At 58.6% G+C, this 15,261-nt stretch carries 23 protein-coding genes and 1 other RNA gene; all 24 read right to left on the bottom strand.

The window, feature by feature from the left end:
* Positions 1-12: 12 nt before the first annotated feature.
* Positions 13-1,482 (bottom strand): phage minor head protein, encoded by a 1,470-nt coding sequence (locus tag G5149_RS03565; protein ID WP_421211610.1) that lies wholly within the window; start codon positions 1,480-1,482, stop codon positions 13-15.
* Positions 1,482-3,059 carry a DUF935 domain-containing protein gene (locus tag G5149_RS03560; RefSeq protein ID WP_058059544.1) on the bottom strand — a complete coding sequence of 526 codons (1,578 nt, stop codon included), beginning with the start codon at positions 3,057-3,059 and terminating at the stop codon, positions 1,482-1,484. Before G5149_RS03560 ends, G5149_RS03565 begins: the two co-directional genes overlap by 1 nt.
* Positions 3,059-4,612: a terminase large subunit domain-containing protein gene (locus G5149_RS03555; RefSeq protein WP_421211607.1), complete on the bottom strand. Its 1,554-nt coding sequence runs from the start codon at positions 4,610-4,612 to the stop codon at positions 3,059-3,061. The genes G5149_RS03560 and G5149_RS03555 overlap by 1 nt, the downstream gene beginning before the upstream one ends.
* On the bottom strand, positions 4,612-5,187 hold the full coding sequence (locus G5149_RS03550; protein ID WP_058059546.1) for a DUF3486 family protein: 576 nt from the start codon (positions 5,185-5,187) through the stop codon (positions 4,612-4,614). Before G5149_RS03550 ends, G5149_RS03555 begins: the two co-directional genes overlap by 1 nt.
* Positions 5,188-5,189: 2 nt before the next feature.
* Positions 5,190-5,486, bottom strand: coding sequence for an ArsR family transcriptional regulator (locus G5149_RS03545; RefSeq protein WP_421211606.1), 297 nt, complete (start codon positions 5,484-5,486; stop codon positions 5,190-5,192).
* The gene (locus tag G5149_RS03540) at positions 5,483-5,785 is read right to left on the bottom strand and encodes a DUF2730 family protein (RefSeq protein WP_081042918.1); all 303 of its coding nucleotides are present in this window, start codon (positions 5,783-5,785) and stop codon (positions 5,483-5,485) included. Before G5149_RS03540 ends, G5149_RS03545 begins: the two co-directional genes overlap by 4 nt.
* The gene (locus G5149_RS03535) at positions 5,766-5,993 is read right to left on the bottom strand and encodes a TraR/DksA C4-type zinc finger protein (protein ID WP_421211604.1); all 228 of its coding nucleotides are present in this window, start codon (positions 5,991-5,993) and stop codon (positions 5,766-5,768) included. The genes G5149_RS03540 and G5149_RS03535 overlap by 20 nt, the downstream gene beginning before the upstream one ends.
* A gap of 10 nt (positions 5,994-6,003) precedes the next feature.
* A complete protein-coding gene (locus tag G5149_RS03530) occupies positions 6,004-6,225 on the bottom strand; it encodes a hypothetical protein (protein WP_058059549.1) in 222 nt (73 codons plus the stop codon).
* Positions 6,218-6,520 carry a hypothetical protein gene (locus tag G5149_RS03525; protein WP_421211602.1) on the bottom strand — a complete coding sequence of 101 codons (303 nt, stop codon included), beginning with the start codon at positions 6,518-6,520 and terminating at the stop codon, positions 6,218-6,220. Before G5149_RS03525 ends, G5149_RS03530 begins: the two co-directional genes overlap by 8 nt.
* Entirely contained in the window at positions 6,517-7,092 is a 576-nt protein-coding gene (locus G5149_RS03520; RefSeq protein ID WP_421211600.1) for a glycoside hydrolase family 108 protein, read from the bottom strand. The genes G5149_RS03525 and G5149_RS03520 overlap by 4 nt, the downstream gene beginning before the upstream one ends.
* An 80-nt stretch (positions 7,093-7,172) precedes the next feature.
* Positions 7,173-7,406, bottom strand: a complete 234-nt coding sequence (locus G5149_RS03515) for a hypothetical protein (RefSeq protein ID WP_421211598.1) — start codon at positions 7,404-7,406, stop codon at positions 7,173-7,175.
* 382 nt (positions 7,407-7,788) lie between these two features.
* On the bottom strand, positions 7,789-8,226 hold the full coding sequence (locus G5149_RS03510) for a Mor transcription activator family protein (RefSeq protein WP_421211596.1): 438 nt from the start codon (positions 8,224-8,226) through the stop codon (positions 7,789-7,791).
* On the bottom strand, positions 8,216-8,842 hold the full coding sequence (locus G5149_RS03505) for a gp16 family protein (protein WP_227096305.1): 627 nt from the start codon (positions 8,840-8,842) through the stop codon (positions 8,216-8,218). The genes G5149_RS03510 and G5149_RS03505 overlap by 11 nt, the downstream gene beginning before the upstream one ends.
* Positions 8,839-9,009: a hypothetical protein gene (locus G5149_RS03500; protein WP_162838756.1), complete on the bottom strand. Its 171-nt coding sequence runs from the start codon at positions 9,007-9,009 to the stop codon at positions 8,839-8,841. The genes G5149_RS03505 and G5149_RS03500 overlap by 4 nt, the downstream gene beginning before the upstream one ends.
* On the bottom strand, positions 8,996-9,232 hold the full coding sequence (locus tag G5149_RS03495; RefSeq protein WP_224967834.1) for a hypothetical protein: 237 nt from the start codon (positions 9,230-9,232) through the stop codon (positions 8,996-8,998). The genes G5149_RS03500 and G5149_RS03495 overlap by 14 nt, the downstream gene beginning before the upstream one ends.
* Before the next feature lie 40 nt (positions 9,233-9,272).
* An RNA gene (locus G5149_RS03490) (hammerhead ribozyme type II) lies at positions 9,273-9,342 on the bottom strand.
* A 7-nt stretch (positions 9,343-9,349) separates the two neighbouring features.
* Complete coding sequence (locus G5149_RS03485) at positions 9,350-9,544, bottom strand: hypothetical protein (protein WP_182932662.1); 195 nt, start codon at positions 9,542-9,544, stop codon at positions 9,350-9,352.
* A 12-nt stretch (positions 9,545-9,556) separates the two neighbouring features.
* On the bottom strand, positions 9,557-10,177 hold the full coding sequence (locus tag G5149_RS03480) for a DUF3164 family protein (protein WP_421211593.1): 621 nt from the start codon (positions 10,175-10,177) through the stop codon (positions 9,557-9,559).
* 10 nt (positions 10,178-10,187) lie between these two features.
* Entirely contained in the window at positions 10,188-10,367 is a 180-nt protein-coding gene (locus G5149_RS03475; RefSeq protein ID WP_323952347.1) for a hypothetical protein, read from the bottom strand.
* Positions 10,368-10,378: 11 nt separating this feature from the next.
* Positions 10,379-10,621, bottom strand: coding sequence for a hypothetical protein (locus G5149_RS03470; RefSeq protein WP_016350110.1), 243 nt, complete (start codon positions 10,619-10,621; stop codon positions 10,379-10,381).
* A gap of 64 nt (positions 10,622-10,685) precedes the next feature.
* A complete protein-coding gene (locus G5149_RS03465; protein ID WP_279459393.1) occupies positions 10,686-11,237 on the bottom strand; it encodes a transcriptional regulator in 552 nt (183 codons plus the stop codon).
* Positions 11,221-11,853, bottom strand: a complete 633-nt coding sequence (locus G5149_RS03460; RefSeq protein ID WP_152985928.1) for a hypothetical protein — start codon at positions 11,851-11,853, stop codon at positions 11,221-11,223. The genes G5149_RS03465 and G5149_RS03460 overlap by 17 nt, the downstream gene beginning before the upstream one ends.
* A gap of 45 nt (positions 11,854-11,898) precedes the next feature.
* Positions 11,899-12,621 carry an AAA family ATPase gene (locus G5149_RS03455; RefSeq protein ID WP_058059563.1) on the bottom strand — a complete coding sequence of 241 codons (723 nt, stop codon included), beginning with the start codon at positions 12,619-12,621 and terminating at the stop codon, positions 11,899-11,901.
* A gap of 42 nt (positions 12,622-12,663) precedes the next feature.
* Positions 12,664-14,877 carry a DNA-binding protein gene (locus G5149_RS03450; RefSeq protein ID WP_368193634.1) on the bottom strand — a complete coding sequence of 738 codons (2,214 nt, stop codon included), beginning with the start codon at positions 14,875-14,877 and terminating at the stop codon, positions 12,664-12,666.
* Between the last annotated feature and the right edge of the window lie 384 nt (positions 14,878-15,261).

The raw sequence follows: 15,261 nt of genomic DNA, 5'->3' as shown, positions 1-15,261 counted from the left end.
TCCTTGCCATCGTCATTTGGATTTGGTGGTAGCCTGGGTGGCCTTTGTCAGCATGGCTTCGACTTGTGCAGCCAGCTCTGGGTAGTGCTCCATCAACTGCTCTCTGGCCAGAACCCACGCGGCAAATGCTTCTGCAGCCTTTTCGCGGCGGCTCTTGGCGCCATATTCAGTCAGCAATCCCAGCCTGCTGAGATCCGGCTCACCTGCCCAAAAGTGAACCTGATGGCCAAGCTCATGCAACCAGGTAGAGATGCGCTGGGCAGCGGGCCCCTGGGTGTCACCAACATTAGACGATATACTCCAGTGTAAGCGGAACGAGTCCCCACTGCTACCGCGTGGCTGCCAGGTTCGTGGGCCCTGGTTAGCCTTGGCATCCGAGATAACTTGAGCAACCGCCGCCTGTACTGCCTGCATATCCACACCACCCAGCTTGTCGCTGGCAGCCACTTTAATCACCACATGGTCGGCCTGCGCAAAGGTAAAGCCGTTGGTCTTGGTTGCTCCACGCAAGGTATACCAAGCCCTGACACTGTTAGGATCCATCCCCAGATATTCACCTATCGCGGGTGCTACCTTCAGGCTGGCCGCCCCCTTCCCCATCTCGCTCTGCTTGATAAACAGCGTTTTGACCGGATGCGCCTTGAGGAACGCCGCCAACGGTTCGCGCTGGGGGGCTGGCAACTGGGTCAGCAGATCACTCAGCCCCTGGGCGGTGACACCTTTGACACTGGAGAAGGCGCTCTCCACTATCCGCTCTGGCAGGCGTTCGGCCAACGCAGGCTTGGCCGCTTCGCGCTTGGTCACCACCTTGGTCAGGTCGGCCGGGGTCCGGGGGCGATAATCAAAGCCGGGGTCGATACCTCTGGGGATCTTGTGCAACTCCCCGGTGGCCTTGTCCACCCACTCATATTCGCCATCGTCCGGGGCCTTGCCGACCACCAAGCCGCGCCGCTTGAGGTCTACCTCGGAGAGCAGAAACTTCTTGCACTTGCAGCCATAGCCATTGCTGGGGCTGTGCGTCTCCCACCAGGGGTGATCAACCGGCAGCACCAGGTTGTTCCACTTGAGGTGCAACTCCCTGGGGTGCTCGGAGTCCCCATGACGATAGAGCGCATAGGGGCGTTTGTGCTTGATACGCTGGATCTGTTCCTCACGCCCGGCGTTATAGCTCTGGCGCAGGTTGGTCTCGAAGATGACGCGGGAGCGCCACGACGCCGGGCCGAGATGCTCCCAACCGTAGCGGGCCACAATCTCCTTGAACGCCTTCTGAAAGGCCCCGATTGATTGCCCTTCACTGATCGCCTTGTCTACCGCCCCGCGCAGGTCAGCCAGCAGATCGGTCTTGGTGGCCCCCGCCACCATAAAGGCGCGGTTATGGGCATCGCGCCACACATCGGCCCAGCGTTCGCTTGGCATATCGAGCTTCTGGCGAAAGAAGGCGATCGCCTCGGCAAAGGGCAAGGAACCATAGCGAACGGGCATCAGCGCCCCTCCTCCATCTCAAGCATCCCGAGCAGCTCGCTGGCGGCGATGGCTTGCGCCATCAGCGCCCCCAGCTCGTCATGGCTGAGCTCTGGTTCTAGCGCCAACAAGCCATCCCGGATCTCTTCCAGGGTAGTGGCCTGCATCACCAGCGCCTGGACAGCATCGGTCATCCCAGCCAGCAGAGGGGCCGCCTCGGCCTGCAGCCGGGCCAACTGGGCATCGTTGTTATCCCCCTTGTCGGCCTCACCTTTGCTTGCAGCCAGCGCGGCCAGTCCCTTTGCTTTAAGCGCGGCCTCTCCCTGCCCAGCCTGCTTGTCCACGATGATCAGTACCTCTTCCCCCTCCTTGGGGGCCGGGATCTGCAACTTATCCCGCACCCACTGCGCCGGGATCTGCATTCCCATCCCCACCAGGGCCCGCAGTGGATAGGCCAAATCGCGCATATCCTCCGGCTCGGTCACATCAAACTCCAACCGGGGACAGCGGCGCGGCCCCTGGTAGCTCTTGCCGTTCAGGGCATAGAGCGGATAAACCAGATCGCGGGTCAGGGTAGCGGCCAACTGGCGCAGGTCGGCATCCCGTACCTCCTGGCGCACCTCGTTATGGACATTGCCCAGGGCATTGGTCGAGCTCTTACCATCGGCCTGTGAGGTCAAGGTGCCCCCCAGAATGGCCTTGCTCATGGAACGCTCGCACCAATCCATCATCACCACAAAGGGATCAGCCTGACCACTGGCGGCGTTCTGGAACTCAATCTCCATCCCGCGCGGGATAATGCCCCCGGCGTTATGACCGATGGAGAGCACCGCCTGCAGCAGGGTGGCCTTCTCTTTCTCGGTCGCCCCTTCCGGGTATTTCCCCAGCCGCACCGGCAGGCCGTAGATCTCCAGAAACTCGGCAAGATCCCGCACACTGTAGTTCTTGAACAGGAACGGCCAGACCAGGGTGCGGACAAGGCCGGTGCGGGCCAGATACCCCGATTTGGACTTGGCCTTGTGCAGCAGCCAGCCAAACGGGTTGAGGGCAACCCCTTCCTGGCTGCCGTCTCGCAAGCGCAGCTGATTGCGATCGTCCGGGTGGGTCTGGAACCAGGCAGGGTCGCGCCAGATGATACCCTTGGGGATTTGCAGCCCCTCGACCATCTCCCAGCCGCTGAACTCCTGGGCACTGAACCCCTTGAGGATCCCGTCGGTGGCGTCAAAGATGGCATCATCCAACCAGGTGAAGTCCTCCAGCAGCTCCCTGATAAGCTCGGCATCACGCTTCTCGGCCGGGGTGGCGTTGCGGGGTGGCTCGATTGTCCAGCTCACCCCAAGCAGGGCACGGCGGCGTTTGCCGAGCTCGCTCTGCAGGTGGGCATCCTTCTCCTCCATGTCTTCGGCCAGCTCGCACTGGGCGATCAGGCCCCCTTCCTCGGCCTCTTTCAGCGCCGCAGCCGCTTTGCCTGGGGTCAGCCCGATGGTCGGATGATCGCTGTAGTGACGGCGCAGCTGGGCCAACTTGGCATCGTTCTCGGTCTGCGGCTCTTTTTCCAGGCTCATGGCTTTGCCATGGATATCAATGATCCTGCCCATTACCAGGCTCCTCGCTCATATAGGTGATAGTCATCGTTGTTGTCGCTGCCATGGTCATCACGTTTACCTGGTAGTGGGGTGAACTCGATGGCGCCCCCCTCCATCCAGCTGGCCCGCACCGCCATGGCCAAGGCCACCGCAAAGTCACCGTGGCGCTGTTGGCCCCCTTGGCCGGTATTCTTGCCCTTGTCGATCTTGGGGATGCCGTTGATGACCTGGATTTTCCCCAAGTCATCCTGCACGTCTGCATGGCGCGGGATGGTCAGGTTGCCATCCTCAAACTCCACCTTGAGCTTGGGCATCCACTCCCGATACCAGGGGTCATTGAGCATCACGCACTCGATCATCCCGGCGCCCCAGCGCAGTCTGGCAGCCTCTGCCAGATAGCCGCCGTTACCGGTGGCATCGAAGGCCGCCGCAGTGAAACGGTGCAGCCCAATCAGCAGGTAGAACAGGATCTGGCGCTGACTCTCATAGGGGGCATTGACCAGCTCCACCACAAAGGGCACCCGTTTGCGCAAGTTGGTTGCAATGGAGAGCGGCACGAACACCGACAAGTCCCCTTTACGGGCGAAGTCCTCCCCCAGCACATGGCGACAATTGCGATCAAGCGCTTCCAGACAGGGCTTGAGGTTCTCCTCGCACCATATATCCACCAGCGCCTTGCGGGCCTCCTCGCTCGAGAGCTCGAAGTCTTTGGGGGCGGTAAAGCGCAGGATGGGGATATCCGGTTGCATCGCACGCTCAATCAGGGTGCGCTTGATATAGACGCCACTGCTCTGCTTGGGTACGCAGAAATACTCCTCAAGGGCATCCTCTTCGGTGGCAGTGGCCTTGAGCAGCCCCGCCTTCCAGGCATCCTCGGCTTCCTGTGTCCAAAGGCCGCCCTTGACCTGGCAGATCCGGCGATAGAGCCCCTGGCGGCAAGCATCGTCCAGGCTGATGGTATGGATGGAATACTCTTTGCGGCCCGCTCGGCTGTCGTTTATCAGCTGGTTAAACAGGTTATCAACGCCGTTATGGGTACTGATCAAGCGCACCTTGGCGCCCCACATGGTCAGCGCCATGGCGGCCTTCAACACCTCGGCCAATCGGTCGTGGAATGCGGCCTCGTCGATGGTCACATTGCCCTGCATCCCCCGCAGGTTGGAGGGGTTGCTGGAGAGCGCCTGCACCTTGAAGCCAGAGGCGAAATAGACCACGAAGGTGAGGATCGCCTTATCCTCGTCGTCGGTGAACACCTCCTCCTGGATCTCACCGGCAGCTTTGCTGTACGCCTTGGCCCACATCGCCACTGCATCGATAAACTCGCGGGCCATCTCCTTGTTACTGCCCACATAAAAGTGGTGGCAACCCCCAGCCGTCTTGGTCTTGGAGGCCGTCAGGGCCGCATCAGCAGCCTCTGCCCAGGTGATACCGGTACGGCGGCTCTTCTCGGCGATCTTGAGCGGGCTCTCGTCGGCAATCCAGATCCGCTGGTACGGCAGCAACACCTCGTCGGGGTTGTATTCGGTACCCAGGGTCTGGGCCAACTGCTGGGCGATCGTGTTCATCAGGCAATCCCCAGGATTTCGCGGCGTATCTCGGCGGCGGCTTCGCCGCTCAAGCCCGCCTGAGTCACGATGGCTTCAGTCTTGGCGGCGATCTCTTCGGCAAATGCCTGGCGGATCTCTTTCTCCCGCTTGTGACTCTGCATCGCGGTCGATTCAAGCCGCTGGGCCGCCAGCATGGCGTTCTTCAGCATGTCGATATCCACCGCCTCCTCCGGGTTCTGCACCTGAGCCAGCATCGCCTTGAACAACTGGGAACGGCCCAGCTCCAGAATGAGCTTGGTGGTCTCCCCCATCGGCTTGTCGCCAAGCTGGGAGGTCAAGGCGGCCGTGGTTTCGCGCAAATCCCGCAGGTGCTGGCCGACCTGTTCAACCTGGCTGGCATGACGGCTTAACCCGGAGCGGGAGAGCTTGAGATCATCGGGCAACCCCGCCTCCTCGATCAGGCCGTTGATCTCATCCAGGATGGCGGCCTGACTGTTGCCCTTGTCCCGCAGCATCTCGTTGAGCGCGTTGCGGATGGACTCAGGCAGCAGCCACACCTTGCTGGCGCGGCCTCGGGTCGGTTTCTCGGCCATGCTTAATCCTCCGCCCTGGGCTTCTTGACGCCGGGCACCGTTGCCCGGCCCTCTGCCGCCTCCTGGCCCCGACCGGTCAGGTGAGCCACCTGTACCGTGGCCAGTCGCTCGATGCGCACCAGCCCCTGCTCTTCCAGCCAGGCCAGCAGGGTCTTCACCCGATCCCGCGTCACCCGGCCGGTTCCCAGCTGGTCGAGGCAGTCATTGAGGATTGACTCGTTGGCGGCACCACCGATATCCAGCAGGGAGCGCAGGATCACCAGCCGCTGCTGGGCGTCCAATATCGCTTGAATACTCATGCCTTCTCCTTGAGTTCATTTTCCAACAGCAGATCGGCAAGGCGACGGGCTTGGCGCAGCTCCGGCTTCACCTCCCGCAACTCCCCCCGCAACTCGCTGATCTCCAACTGCAGCTTGTGCAGCTCACGCTCGCTCGGCAGGTCAGCCAGTACCTGCTCCACCCGCTGGACTCTCTGCACCAGGGCAGTGAGGTCTTCGCGCTTGGCGTAGGTCTTGGAGAGCAAGATGATGACCACCAGACCCACCAGGCTGGCCAACGCATAGAGCGGGCCCCAGTTCTTAACGATGAATTCCCACACGGGTCGCCTCCTTGCGCTCATACAGGGTCTGGCACTCGATACAGCGCTCGGCACCAGGCTCGGCTGCAAGGCGGGAGGGCGGGATGGCTTCGTCACAATCGCAGCAGATACCATCACCGTGTGGCCTTGCCCTGTTCTGGTGGGCTTCGATAATGCGCCCAGTCCGATCGGCATCGGTCTGCTGGGCGCGGTCTATGAGGTTTGTCACATGACCTCTCTTACTTGACGGTATGAGTCGCCTTGATGCGGCCCCAGATGGCGAGCAGGCCACCCACCGCACTGGCCAGATCCACCAGGGTGGATGCCAAGCTGGCTTGGGTACCCGCATCGACCGGCACACCGAACAGGCCCGCAATACCGGCCCCCACGGCAATCACACCACCGATCACGGTGCGGCTTTTGAACGCAGACTTCGCTTGAGGTAACAGGGAATCAGGCATGATGGACTTCCTTTTGTTGAGGTTGGGAATGACGGGCACGGGCCCGCAGGCGATCCAGTTCGGTCACCGAACGCCACCCTTTCTCGAACAGGGATTGACGGGTCTGGTGGTGGCTATAGAGCGGGATCGCCTTCGGGTCAGCGATCTGATTGGCCAGAGCGGCCTTGAGATGGGCTTTGCGCCCATCCTTGAAGCAAGCGAGATAGCGGGGGTTCTTGAGCTCAGGAATGCCAAAGCAGCCCGCAGCCTGGATCGCTGCCGCCGCCTTCTGTTGCTTGATGGACAGCACGCTCATACCACCACCTTGCCAACCACGTCAGAAAGGAGGTAGCTCTGCAGACGCAGCAGCCGGTTGATCCAGCCATCAGCATTGGCCCACTGGCTCGGGTCTTTGCGCACAATGCCGTGCATGAAGCTGGCCCGCTGCATCATCAGCGCCAGCAGGAACTGGCCCTCTCCCTTGGCGCCCAGTTGCTGCTTGAGCCTGCCAATCGATACCGGGCCAAGGCGACCATCTGCCATCACCCCCAAGACCTGCTGCAGTTGTTGGATGGCGCGTTTCGGCCCGTGATGCACCGCTGCATCAAACACGGCGATAGAGAGTGCAGGGCTTAAGCTCGCAATCAGGTCACAGCGGGCGGGCATCCAGTAGTTCTGGCGGTAAAAGGGCTCGGTATGGGCAGGAGTCAGATCACCGATAGCGATATCGGGCACCCCATCCCGATCGAGGTCGGCCATGCCGTCCTTCTTGCCATCGGCGGCATCGGCGATGCCGTACTTGGTATGACCACCACGGTCGGCGGGATGGTTGACTTCGCCCCCTTCCACATCGGGACGAAGCAGCCATTTAAGTGCGAGTGATAACATAAAGGCCCCTCGGTGAACTGCGTTATCAGCAGCGTACCGAGGGGCCTCTATGGCATGGGTTTATGGTGGGTTAGTGTGAATTACTGCTCTGGGTAGTGGCCATATTTGAGCTTATACAACTGGTCTTCTGCAGATCGCTCTGATGGGTTGCTTATGCGCTCAAACAGCGCTTCTGTTTCTTGCTTAATCCGGGTTTCACGCTGCTGATCTGACTCCAGAAAGCCAACCCGCTGCAGAGCTGCAACCCCCAAGGGGTAACGTGAACGAGCCCCTATGATGGGCATATTCAGCAATTCATCGGTATTGATAAACATCTCGCTGAATCCAGCGGACAACCGACCAACAAACAAAGGGCCTTGATATGTAGAGCCTCTGACAATATGAACGTGAGCCAGAAACAGCACAATACCCAGAAGCAGCAGAGAGCCCAGCACGGGTACCGGGCCAATTCTCCGATGGCGCTTTCTTGGCACTACCCCCGACTTTAGTGGTCTGGCCGCTTCGACTGGGTCAATCAACGCACCATGACAGACAGAGCAAACATTGGCTCCACTATCCTCCAAGTTACCGCATTGACTGCATGAACGTAGCACAGATAGACCTCCTCCTTGAATAATCCATCGTCAACGCTAATTGAGTCGTCACCAAATGAAAACCCCGCCGCAGCGGGGTTTCTCTTTAATGTGAGTCGCATCTCTATTGATAGCCAAACAGGTCAGGTTGATGGCGGCGGCGGGTCAGTTCTCGCTGTTCGGCCACCACCGCATAGGTCTGTGGCACCGAGAGGCCATGCTTACGGGCCAGCACATCGATATTCCGCCCATTGAACTCGTCCCAGATGGCCCGGTCACGTAACGCGGCCTTGAGATGATCCCCGGTGGGGATGTAGTAGGCACGGCCCCCCATGTAATGGGCCTGTACCAGCGCCAACTTGCGGGCCTGAGCCTTGGCCAGCTCCGGCTCCATTCCCCCTCTGACCAACTCGCAGGCCAGCACATCGACCAGCTCACTCAGGGCTTTGGGCCATTTGGCCGTCAGTTCGGTGGTCGGGATCTGATCCAGGCGATCGACAAGCTGCCCCAGCGACTCATGATCATCGGCGAACAAGTCCAGATTCTCAGCGTTAGCGTCCATCATTCATCTCCTCAAACGCCGCCACAACGGCCTGATAACCGGCCACTCGCCCGGACTTCTCATTGGTGGGGACGGTTTTCTTGGCCGCGACAAGGCGGGCAACCAGCTCCCGCTTGTGCCAGTTTTTCAGTGACTCAAGTACCTGGTACGCCAACCCATCGGTGAGCCAGGCCACCTCTGCCACGCCGATGCCGTTGTTAAGCCGTACCGTTTGCCGCTCAACATAGTGATTCAAGGCCGTCTCACTGCCATCGCGCAGCAGGCCATGGCGGTGCATGGTGATCCATACAGCCCGGATCACGTTTATCTCGGCGGTTTTGGCATGAGCCCCACGGGCCGGGCTTAAACGCTTGTGCCCTCCCGCTTTAACAGCCCCTTTAACAGGGCGTTTAACCGTCGGTTTAAACCCTGCCCCCTTCATAGCCAGCAGCACCTTGTCCAGCTCCGGGATCGTCAACTCGGCCGCCGAACGCTTGCCGCTCTGCTGCTCCAGCAACGCCCGATAGGTCTCCTCATCGAGCCCCAGGGTGCGCCTGCCAACCTGAACCAGACGGATCAAGCGGGTACGATCACCACTCTGCGCAGCATTTGGCTGATTGTTAGCTAAGGTGTTCAATTCCCCCTCCCCGTCTTTTTCATCCAGATTTGCCCGGCCGCCATCACATCCGGCCCACTGCGCCACTGAGGGCAATGGCTATCGAGCCACTGCTCTGCCTGCTGCTGGCTCAGGTTGCCAAACTTCATCACGTAGGCCAGCAGTCGTTGCCAGTTAGACATGGCCATGGCTGGCCTCCAGCGCCACCGCTCTGGCTTGCTGCAGTTCAGCCACCAGTTGCCAGCGCATCTGGCTTGCTTCCCCCGCCAGAGCAAATAACCCCTGGGCGCGGGCCTCTCTAATAAACTGTTTGAGCTGTTTGCACACAGCCCGTTTTTCAGCTGCCGCCAGTGCAATGGCTGCGGTGCTGAATATCTTGGTAAGCCGAATATCCATCTCTGTTTTAGTCATCGCCGTGCTCCTTTATCGAGGCGGTGAAGACCTGGGCCCAGGTCGGCTGCTCATCAGTACCCGATCACCACATCGGGCAGACAGGGCGGCAATGCCGCCCCGTTTCGCATCGGGCCATTACTCGAACTGCAGTGGCTTCGCCCCTTGATACTCCTCGACATTGAGGGGGGCAGGCCCCAGCCCCAGCGCCCAGAGCAGGGCGGCCTTGATGCCATCCTCATAGGTGTCGTCGGGGTAGCAGGTGCCCTCGGTTTCAGTGATCTGCTCACAGAGCTGCAGTTGCTCCTCGGCCATATCCACGTTGATTTCCATCGCGTATCCCCCTTACAACTTGGCCAGATCCAGGCTCATCTGGTTGTAACGCCCCTGGGCGTCACGCTCATAGAGCCGCAGATATTGGCTGGTACCAGTCACTTGAATGGCGTCAGCGATCGCTTGCATGGCCTGCTCCCAGTCGGTGTCTTCGATGTTGAGCTGACGAAGGGAGAGCACCTGGTTCACATCGATATGACCGGCTTTGGAAACCCGAAAAGCGTGGTCAACCAGGGCCCGTAGCTTGGCATCAGCCCCATCGCTCCAGCGGGCGATGCACTGGTCGATGAGCACCTTGGCCGCCTGGATCCGTTCATCAAATTTGCGGTGCTCCCCCACGGCCCGGATCAGCTTGTAACGGCCGTCGAAACTGAGCAGGGTCACGTTGCCCTTGGTACCGCCCCACGCCACGCCGTACTGCTCGGATGACAGGTCAACAAAGTCGTTGATCTGCTGCATGGCGCCAATTTTGAAGGCGGCCAGCTGCGAACGCTGCTCGCGGGCAGCCGCAATGATGCCCATCACCACTTCATCGCGCAGCTTGTCAGCCGGAGTGATCAGGTTTTCCGGTACCCAGTGCCCTTGGGCGTTCTGGCGCATCGGGGTGGTACTGCTGGTTTGTGCTTCTTGCATAGGGTTCTCCTTAATGGATCTTGTTGCTGCCAGGCATCTGATAGCACACGGCGGCAGCCTGCTGTTTCACTGGGCCGAGCACCTGCTCTTCCTGGTGAGTCGCACGGCAAAATTCGAGGAACTTGGGTAATTGGCGCAGCACGACCTTGGCCAGTGCTTCGTCTTCGATATCGAGCTCTATCTTGGCCATCTCCATCCTCCTTATTGGCGCCAGTGCAGCAGGCAGCCGCCAAAGCGCACCAGGGCGACCTCTCGAACCACGCCAGCCAGGCATTCGCGGCTTAATACGGCGCGGGCCTTCATTGCTTGTGGCAGAGGGCCAGTGACGGCCAGCAGCGGGGTGTGGCGCACCTGGCTGGTGCGGACTTCATATCCTCTGGCCGTCAACCAGTGGCTGAGCTGTTCGGCAGTCTTGTGCAAATTGCTGCGCAGATTCTTTTTCATCCCGTTCTCCTTGTGATTCATCACCGGGCCCACTGTTTATTCCGAGCCCAACCCCTGCCAACCGTTATTTGCCTTCTTGCTTGTCGAGCAGTCGGTTGTATTTGATACCCATGATTTTCAGTTCTTCCGCCAGCAACTCACTCAGGATGCGCAACGACGAACTGGCATTCTCGCCATCGCTCTTGGCCTGACGACGTAACCTGGAGAGGGTGGCCTCGGCGTCATAGCGAGCCGTTTTCTGTGACCCTTTGCCCTGCTCTACCGATAACCGCATCGGGCGGCGCAGTTGCTGCTCCTCCGTCAGCTGGCTATGGGGGCAGCCTGAGCGGCAAGCCTTCCAGAGCTTGATATCCATCGGGCTGCTACCCACGTCACTAGGGCCACGGCGCTGATGGGCAAGGCACTGATGAACAGGGATCGCGCCAAGAATTGGGCAAATCACCTTTTGACCCATCAGGTTGCCCTCAACCAGCATCTGCACCCGCTCCAAGTCACCGGGGTATTTCTCGTTACACACCTGGCTGATAAGGGTGCGCGACAAGCCGAGCTTTTCAGCCACCACCGCCAATGAAGTGGCTGCGACCTCTGCCTTTAACACCTCAAGCCACGTTTCCATGTTCACCCTCCTCAACCAGGAACGGATAAAGCCGTTGCTGGTTCTGATCCCAACAGCCGTTATCTCTTCTGATTGGAGCAAATCGCCCTGTATCTCGAATTAGCTGGTAAATATTTGCCAACCCATATTTGTCTTGTACTGACATCTTGGGATTAACATGAACGGCCAGCCTCACATATCCAGCGCGTACCAATTCATTGGTGTAATGCCATGCGGTATTACGATTGGTATTCGCGGTAATCATCAAATCAGCCAAGGTAAAGCGGCGGCTAATCTTCATGGTGTTCCATATCTTTTGCTGAACCGTTTTCTTGCGATTTCTGCGCTTTTTATAAGTGCGCTTACGCTCATTCCCTTTTGAGTCAGCCTGTCTAACGCCACTCCCAAGGCGGGGTGATACAGACGTGTCCGCCACTTGATAGATCCGTTCACGTTTCTTCGCTATCGGGGTAATGAGTTTTAAAAATCCGTTATCAACCCAAGCACTGACAGTCCGATAAATCTGCTGCTTATTGATCCCGACACCATCGATAACTTCCTTTATTGAAAATTGGGGTTGCTCACACATCCACAACCACGCAATTTCCGTCTTGGATTTACCACTCATATCAACCACTGGTATCCCTCCCGTGCTTTGTTGTTATTGGGGTATATCTGGCAGCTAACGGCTGCGGCGCACGTCATGCAGCAGTTCGCTGGCGTCAACATCCTCCAGGCGGATGATGCGAGCGTCAGAGGCCATGGCCATCTTCTCGATCTTGTCGAGGGCTGAGACGATGGTACGAACCACCCCGTTGGAACGTTTGCGGATGAGATCCAGCAAGGCATCATCAATTTCCACGTCCACCTCCAGCATTTCGCTGGCAATCAGGGACACGTCATCGAGATCGGCCGGTTTGAATTCGATCCACTGGGAGATGCGGTTAAACAGCTGCTTGCGCTGGCTGATACGGCGGGCAATCTCTTCCATCCCGACCAGGATCAGAGGTTGTTCGGTGGCATCGTAGATATCGCGCAGGGTTTCCATGATGCGGGCATTGCCGACCACGTAATCGGCCTCGTCCACGAAGATGGCCAACTCTTCGGCCCGCACGGCTTCGACAATGCTATCGACCTGGGCCCGCAGGTTATGGCGCTGGGGGATGCCAATCTCTTTGGCAATCTGTTCCAGCAGGCTGGTCACCGTATCGGCCTTGTAGCAGCGGACATAGATGCCGTTTACTTCGTCCTGGTTGAACAGCCACTCCACGGCGGTGGTCTTACCAAAGCCGGAGGGGCCATGGATCAAGCCAATGCCCGGCACGATGCTGGAGCGGTTAAGCAAGTTGTCGAGCAGTTGCTCGGTCTTGATCATGTTTTTGACTTCAACGATCTTGTGTTTCATAGTGTTTATGTCCTTTATCTATGGTTTAAACAGGGCTGCACGTTATCCATTTGCCTGGTTCTGACGTGTGGCCCTAACTTCATCCAGATGGCGATTGATCCGTTTTGCCATCAGCTTGTGGCTGTAGAGATACTTGGTCAGCCACTCCTTCTCCCGCTCGGTCAGCGGTGAATCCAATTCTTTTTCGGCCAAATGGATGGCCTGTTCGTATTCGGTTTTAAGCGCCCGAGACTCCTGCCCTGCCGTCGCTTCTAGTCGCTTGGCTTTCTCCTCGCGTCTTGCTTCGATGGCAGCCAGTTCTGCCGCGCTGAACCCGACCGGTTCAGTGGGTGCCGCAACCCCTGTTAGGGCGGCCAACGCCGGGTTGTCGAGGTTCAGATCCGAGCGCTTGAACTGGGCCACATCCTTGGCCTGCTCAACAAAGTGAGTGACCACATCCTGATGCAACTGGTCGATGCCAAATGTCTTGGCCACATTGCGCATCTCGCGGCGGAAGCGGGCCAGCACCTTGGCATCCTCACGCTTGGCGGCACGGAATGCGTCTGGACTGATGCCATTGCCGAGCAGTTCGGTATTGATTGCCTCCACTCGCTCTCCCCAATCTCCGGTGCGGTACAAGGTGGCCCGGCCCACATCGTTCGGATCGAGAAACACGCTGACCCGCTGGCCCTTCCAGGTATGCTCCAACAGCTCCGGAGCGCTGTATTTGAGGCCACCGGCCTTGATAAAGCCCTTGGAGACGGTCGCCTCACCGATATGGTTGAGCAGCAGATCCAACGCAGACTCATCGGTAATGGCGCGTCGCTGATAACGGGCGCTCTGGTACTTCTCGTTTGGGGTCATCCCCAGTGAGCTGTGCTTTTTGTTGTGGTAGCGGGCATCCAGCCAGTTATCGAGCAGGGTCTGCAGCTCTTGGGCAGTCATCGCCAACTCATAAATTTCTTTTTCCGCATCCGGTTTGCGCTTTTCTTCCAACCGCTGGGCAAAGCTCTTGCGGGCTTCAATCACCTGCCTGTCAGCCACGCAGTGGCCTATATAGGAGGGCAACAACTCGATCAGACCGTGGCTCAGGGTGCGGAAAAATCGCTCGATAAAGGGCTTTTCCCAACCCGAATAGGCATTGGAGCGGCTGACATTGATATCCAGCAGGGTGCAGATCGACATGACCCGCTGACTCACGTAGTCAGAGCCGTTATCGGTACGCATCACACCGTTGTCGTTGAGGGTGCCCCAGGCCAACAAGGTCTTGCGCAGCAACAGGCAGATCCCCTCACTGGATGAGCTCTTGGCCACCAGCAGACGAACGCGACGGGTATACACGTCGATCACCGCGATAATGCTGTGACGGCCATCCACCAACATGGCATCGACCGGAGTGCTGTCGAACTCCCACACATCGTTCGGCTGACCCATCCAGGGATACATTTCCTCGATAGCTGTGCGGTATTTGTTGTTGTAGGCATCCGGGTTGGTGGCATAGGTAAAGGCCACTTTGTTTTCAGCCAACCACTTGACCATCCAGCGGCGCAGGGATGACTGGCTGGGGATATGCCATCCCAGCTTGTTCATCTCGTTGTACTCGGTGGCAAGCTCATGCAGAGCGCCCCACTTGTTGGCCAGGTGTGGCTTGGCCGTCACCAATGCGGTGAGGAACTGGGCCAACTCAGGGCTTTGCTCAACGGTTGAGGGCCGTTCACGCTGATAATTGCCAGCCAGTGCAGCTGGGCCTTCATTAGCCAGCGAGCTTTGCCAACGGCGCAGCGTGATCAGGCTGAACGGTTTTTGCCGCTCATAGACGCTGGCTGGCAACTGCAGGCTGCGGGTACGGTATGCCTCGATAAAGATCCGGCGACCAACCTCCCCTTGCTGGCAGGCGTGATAGGGCGCCAGAAAGATATCGGCGGCCTGCAAAATCAGCAGTCTGGCATCTACTTTTTTGCGTGGGGCTTCGCTCAGGGTCAGCAGTTTGCGGCCAGCATCAGGCTTGACCGGGCGCTCCCGCTCCAATAGCTTGGCCATCGCCTTGCCGCCAGCACTGTGATCGGTCACGGCCTGACCTTGCTCAGCCACAGCCTGCTCAGCCAGATAACGGCGGGTTTCTGCTGGCAGTGAACTGATGTGGAACTCGCTGCCTTTACCTACTTCCCTTGGTCTGGATTTCCAATTCTCTTTGCTAGCCCGGATCCGAATTGCGCGATCTGTTGCAGGCAGACCAGGCAAACCGGCCAGTTTAATCGAAGTAAACCACTCACTCATGGTCATGCTCCTCACCTGACTCGGCCCCTTGCTGGTAACCAATGAACTCATACAGCTCTTTCATGATCCTGTCGGCAAGGGATCCATCCCGTGGTAACCGGTTAGTGTCAGGCGCGTACATTTGAACATACAGCTGGACTGTTCGTGGGTTGTAATCACGAGACAGGGCCCATGCACGACAGCTTGAGCCTTTGGCTACAAGGTGTGCATGTATGTGTTTCGCGCTTCGTATTTCCATCGGTTCATTCCGTGTTAATATCCGTTGGTTATTCGCATTGCGTACACTTTACATTTATACGCACTGCGAACATTCGTGATTATTGATCCGTTTCGTACGCACGCCAATCACTGGAAATGATAAATGTACGCTTCCGACACTCACAA

Origin of the sequence: Aeromonas sp. 600479 (genome assembly GCF_049175515.1) — a bacterium.
GTDB lineage: Bacteria > Pseudomonadota > Gammaproteobacteria > Enterobacterales > Aeromonadaceae > Aeromonas > Aeromonas veronii_A.
This window is presented reverse-complemented; position numbering and strand designations above follow the sequence as displayed.

Excerpts from the sequence above, each read along its gene's own strand:
- G5149_RS03450 (WP_368193634.1), bottom strand. The coding sequence starts at position 14,877 with ATGAGTGAGTGGTTTACTTCGATTAAACTGGCCGGTTTGCCTGGTCTG.
- G5149_RS03545 (WP_421211606.1), bottom strand. The coding sequence starts at position 5,486 with ATGAGTATTCAAGCGATATTGGACGCCCAGCAGCGGCTGGTGATCCTG.
- G5149_RS03455 (WP_058059563.1), bottom strand. The coding sequence starts at position 12,621 with ATGAAACACAAGATCGTTGAAGTCAAAAACATGATCAAGACCGAGCAA.
- G5149_RS03510 (WP_421211596.1), bottom strand. The coding sequence starts at position 8,226 with ATGGACGCTAACGCTGAGAATCTGGACTTGTTCGCCGATGATCATGAG.
- G5149_RS03520 (WP_421211600.1), bottom strand. The coding sequence starts at position 7,092 with ATGTTATCACTCGCACTTAAATGGCTGCTTCGTCCCGATGTGGAAGGG.
- G5149_RS03495 (WP_224967834.1), bottom strand. The coding sequence starts at position 9,232 with ATGACTAAAACAGAGATGGATATTCGGCTTACCAAGATATTCAGCACC.
- G5149_RS03525 (WP_421211602.1), bottom strand. The coding sequence starts at position 6,520 with ATGAGCGTGCTGTCCATCAAGCAACAGAAGGCGGCGGCAGCGATCCAG.
- G5149_RS03465 (WP_279459393.1), bottom strand. The coding sequence starts at position 11,237 with ATGGAAACGTGGCTTGAGGTGTTAAAGGCAGAGGTCGCAGCCACTTCA.
- G5149_RS03470 (WP_016350110.1), bottom strand. The coding sequence starts at position 10,621 with ATGAAAAAGAATCTGCGCAGCAATTTGCACAAGACTGCCGAACAGCTC.
- G5149_RS03555 (WP_421211607.1), bottom strand. The coding sequence starts at position 4,612 with ATGAACACGATCGCCCAGCAGTTGGCCCAGACCCTGGGTACCGAATAC.
- G5149_RS03565 (WP_421211610.1), bottom strand. The coding sequence starts at position 1,482 with ATGCCCGTTCGCTATGGTTCCTTGCCCTTTGCCGAGGCGATCGCCTTC.
- G5149_RS03485 (WP_182932662.1), bottom strand. The coding sequence starts at position 9,544 with ATGGAAATCAACGTGGATATGGCCGAGGAGCAACTGCAGCTCTGTGAG.
- G5149_RS03475 (WP_323952347.1), bottom strand. The coding sequence starts at position 10,367 with ATGGCCAAGATAGAGCTCGATATCGAAGACGAAGCACTGGCCAAGGTC.
- G5149_RS03500 (WP_162838756.1), bottom strand. The coding sequence starts at position 9,009 with ATGGCCATGTCTAACTGGCAACGACTGCTGGCCTACGTGATGAAGTTT.
- G5149_RS03530 (WP_058059549.1), bottom strand. The coding sequence starts at position 6,225 with ATGCCTGATTCCCTGTTACCTCAAGCGAAGTCTGCGTTCAAAAGCCGC.
- G5149_RS03515 (WP_421211598.1), bottom strand. The coding sequence starts at position 7,406 with ATGTTTATCAATACCGATGAATTGCTGAATATGCCCATCATAGGGGCT.
- G5149_RS03560 (WP_058059544.1), bottom strand. The coding sequence starts at position 3,059 with ATGGGCAGGATCATTGATATCCATGGCAAAGCCATGAGCCTGGAAAAA.
- G5149_RS03550 (WP_058059546.1), bottom strand. The coding sequence starts at position 5,187 with ATGGCCGAGAAACCGACCCGAGGCCGCGCCAGCAAGGTGTGGCTGCTG.
- G5149_RS03480 (WP_421211593.1), bottom strand. The coding sequence starts at position 10,177 with ATGCAAGAAGCACAAACCAGCAGTACCACCCCGATGCGCCAGAACGCC.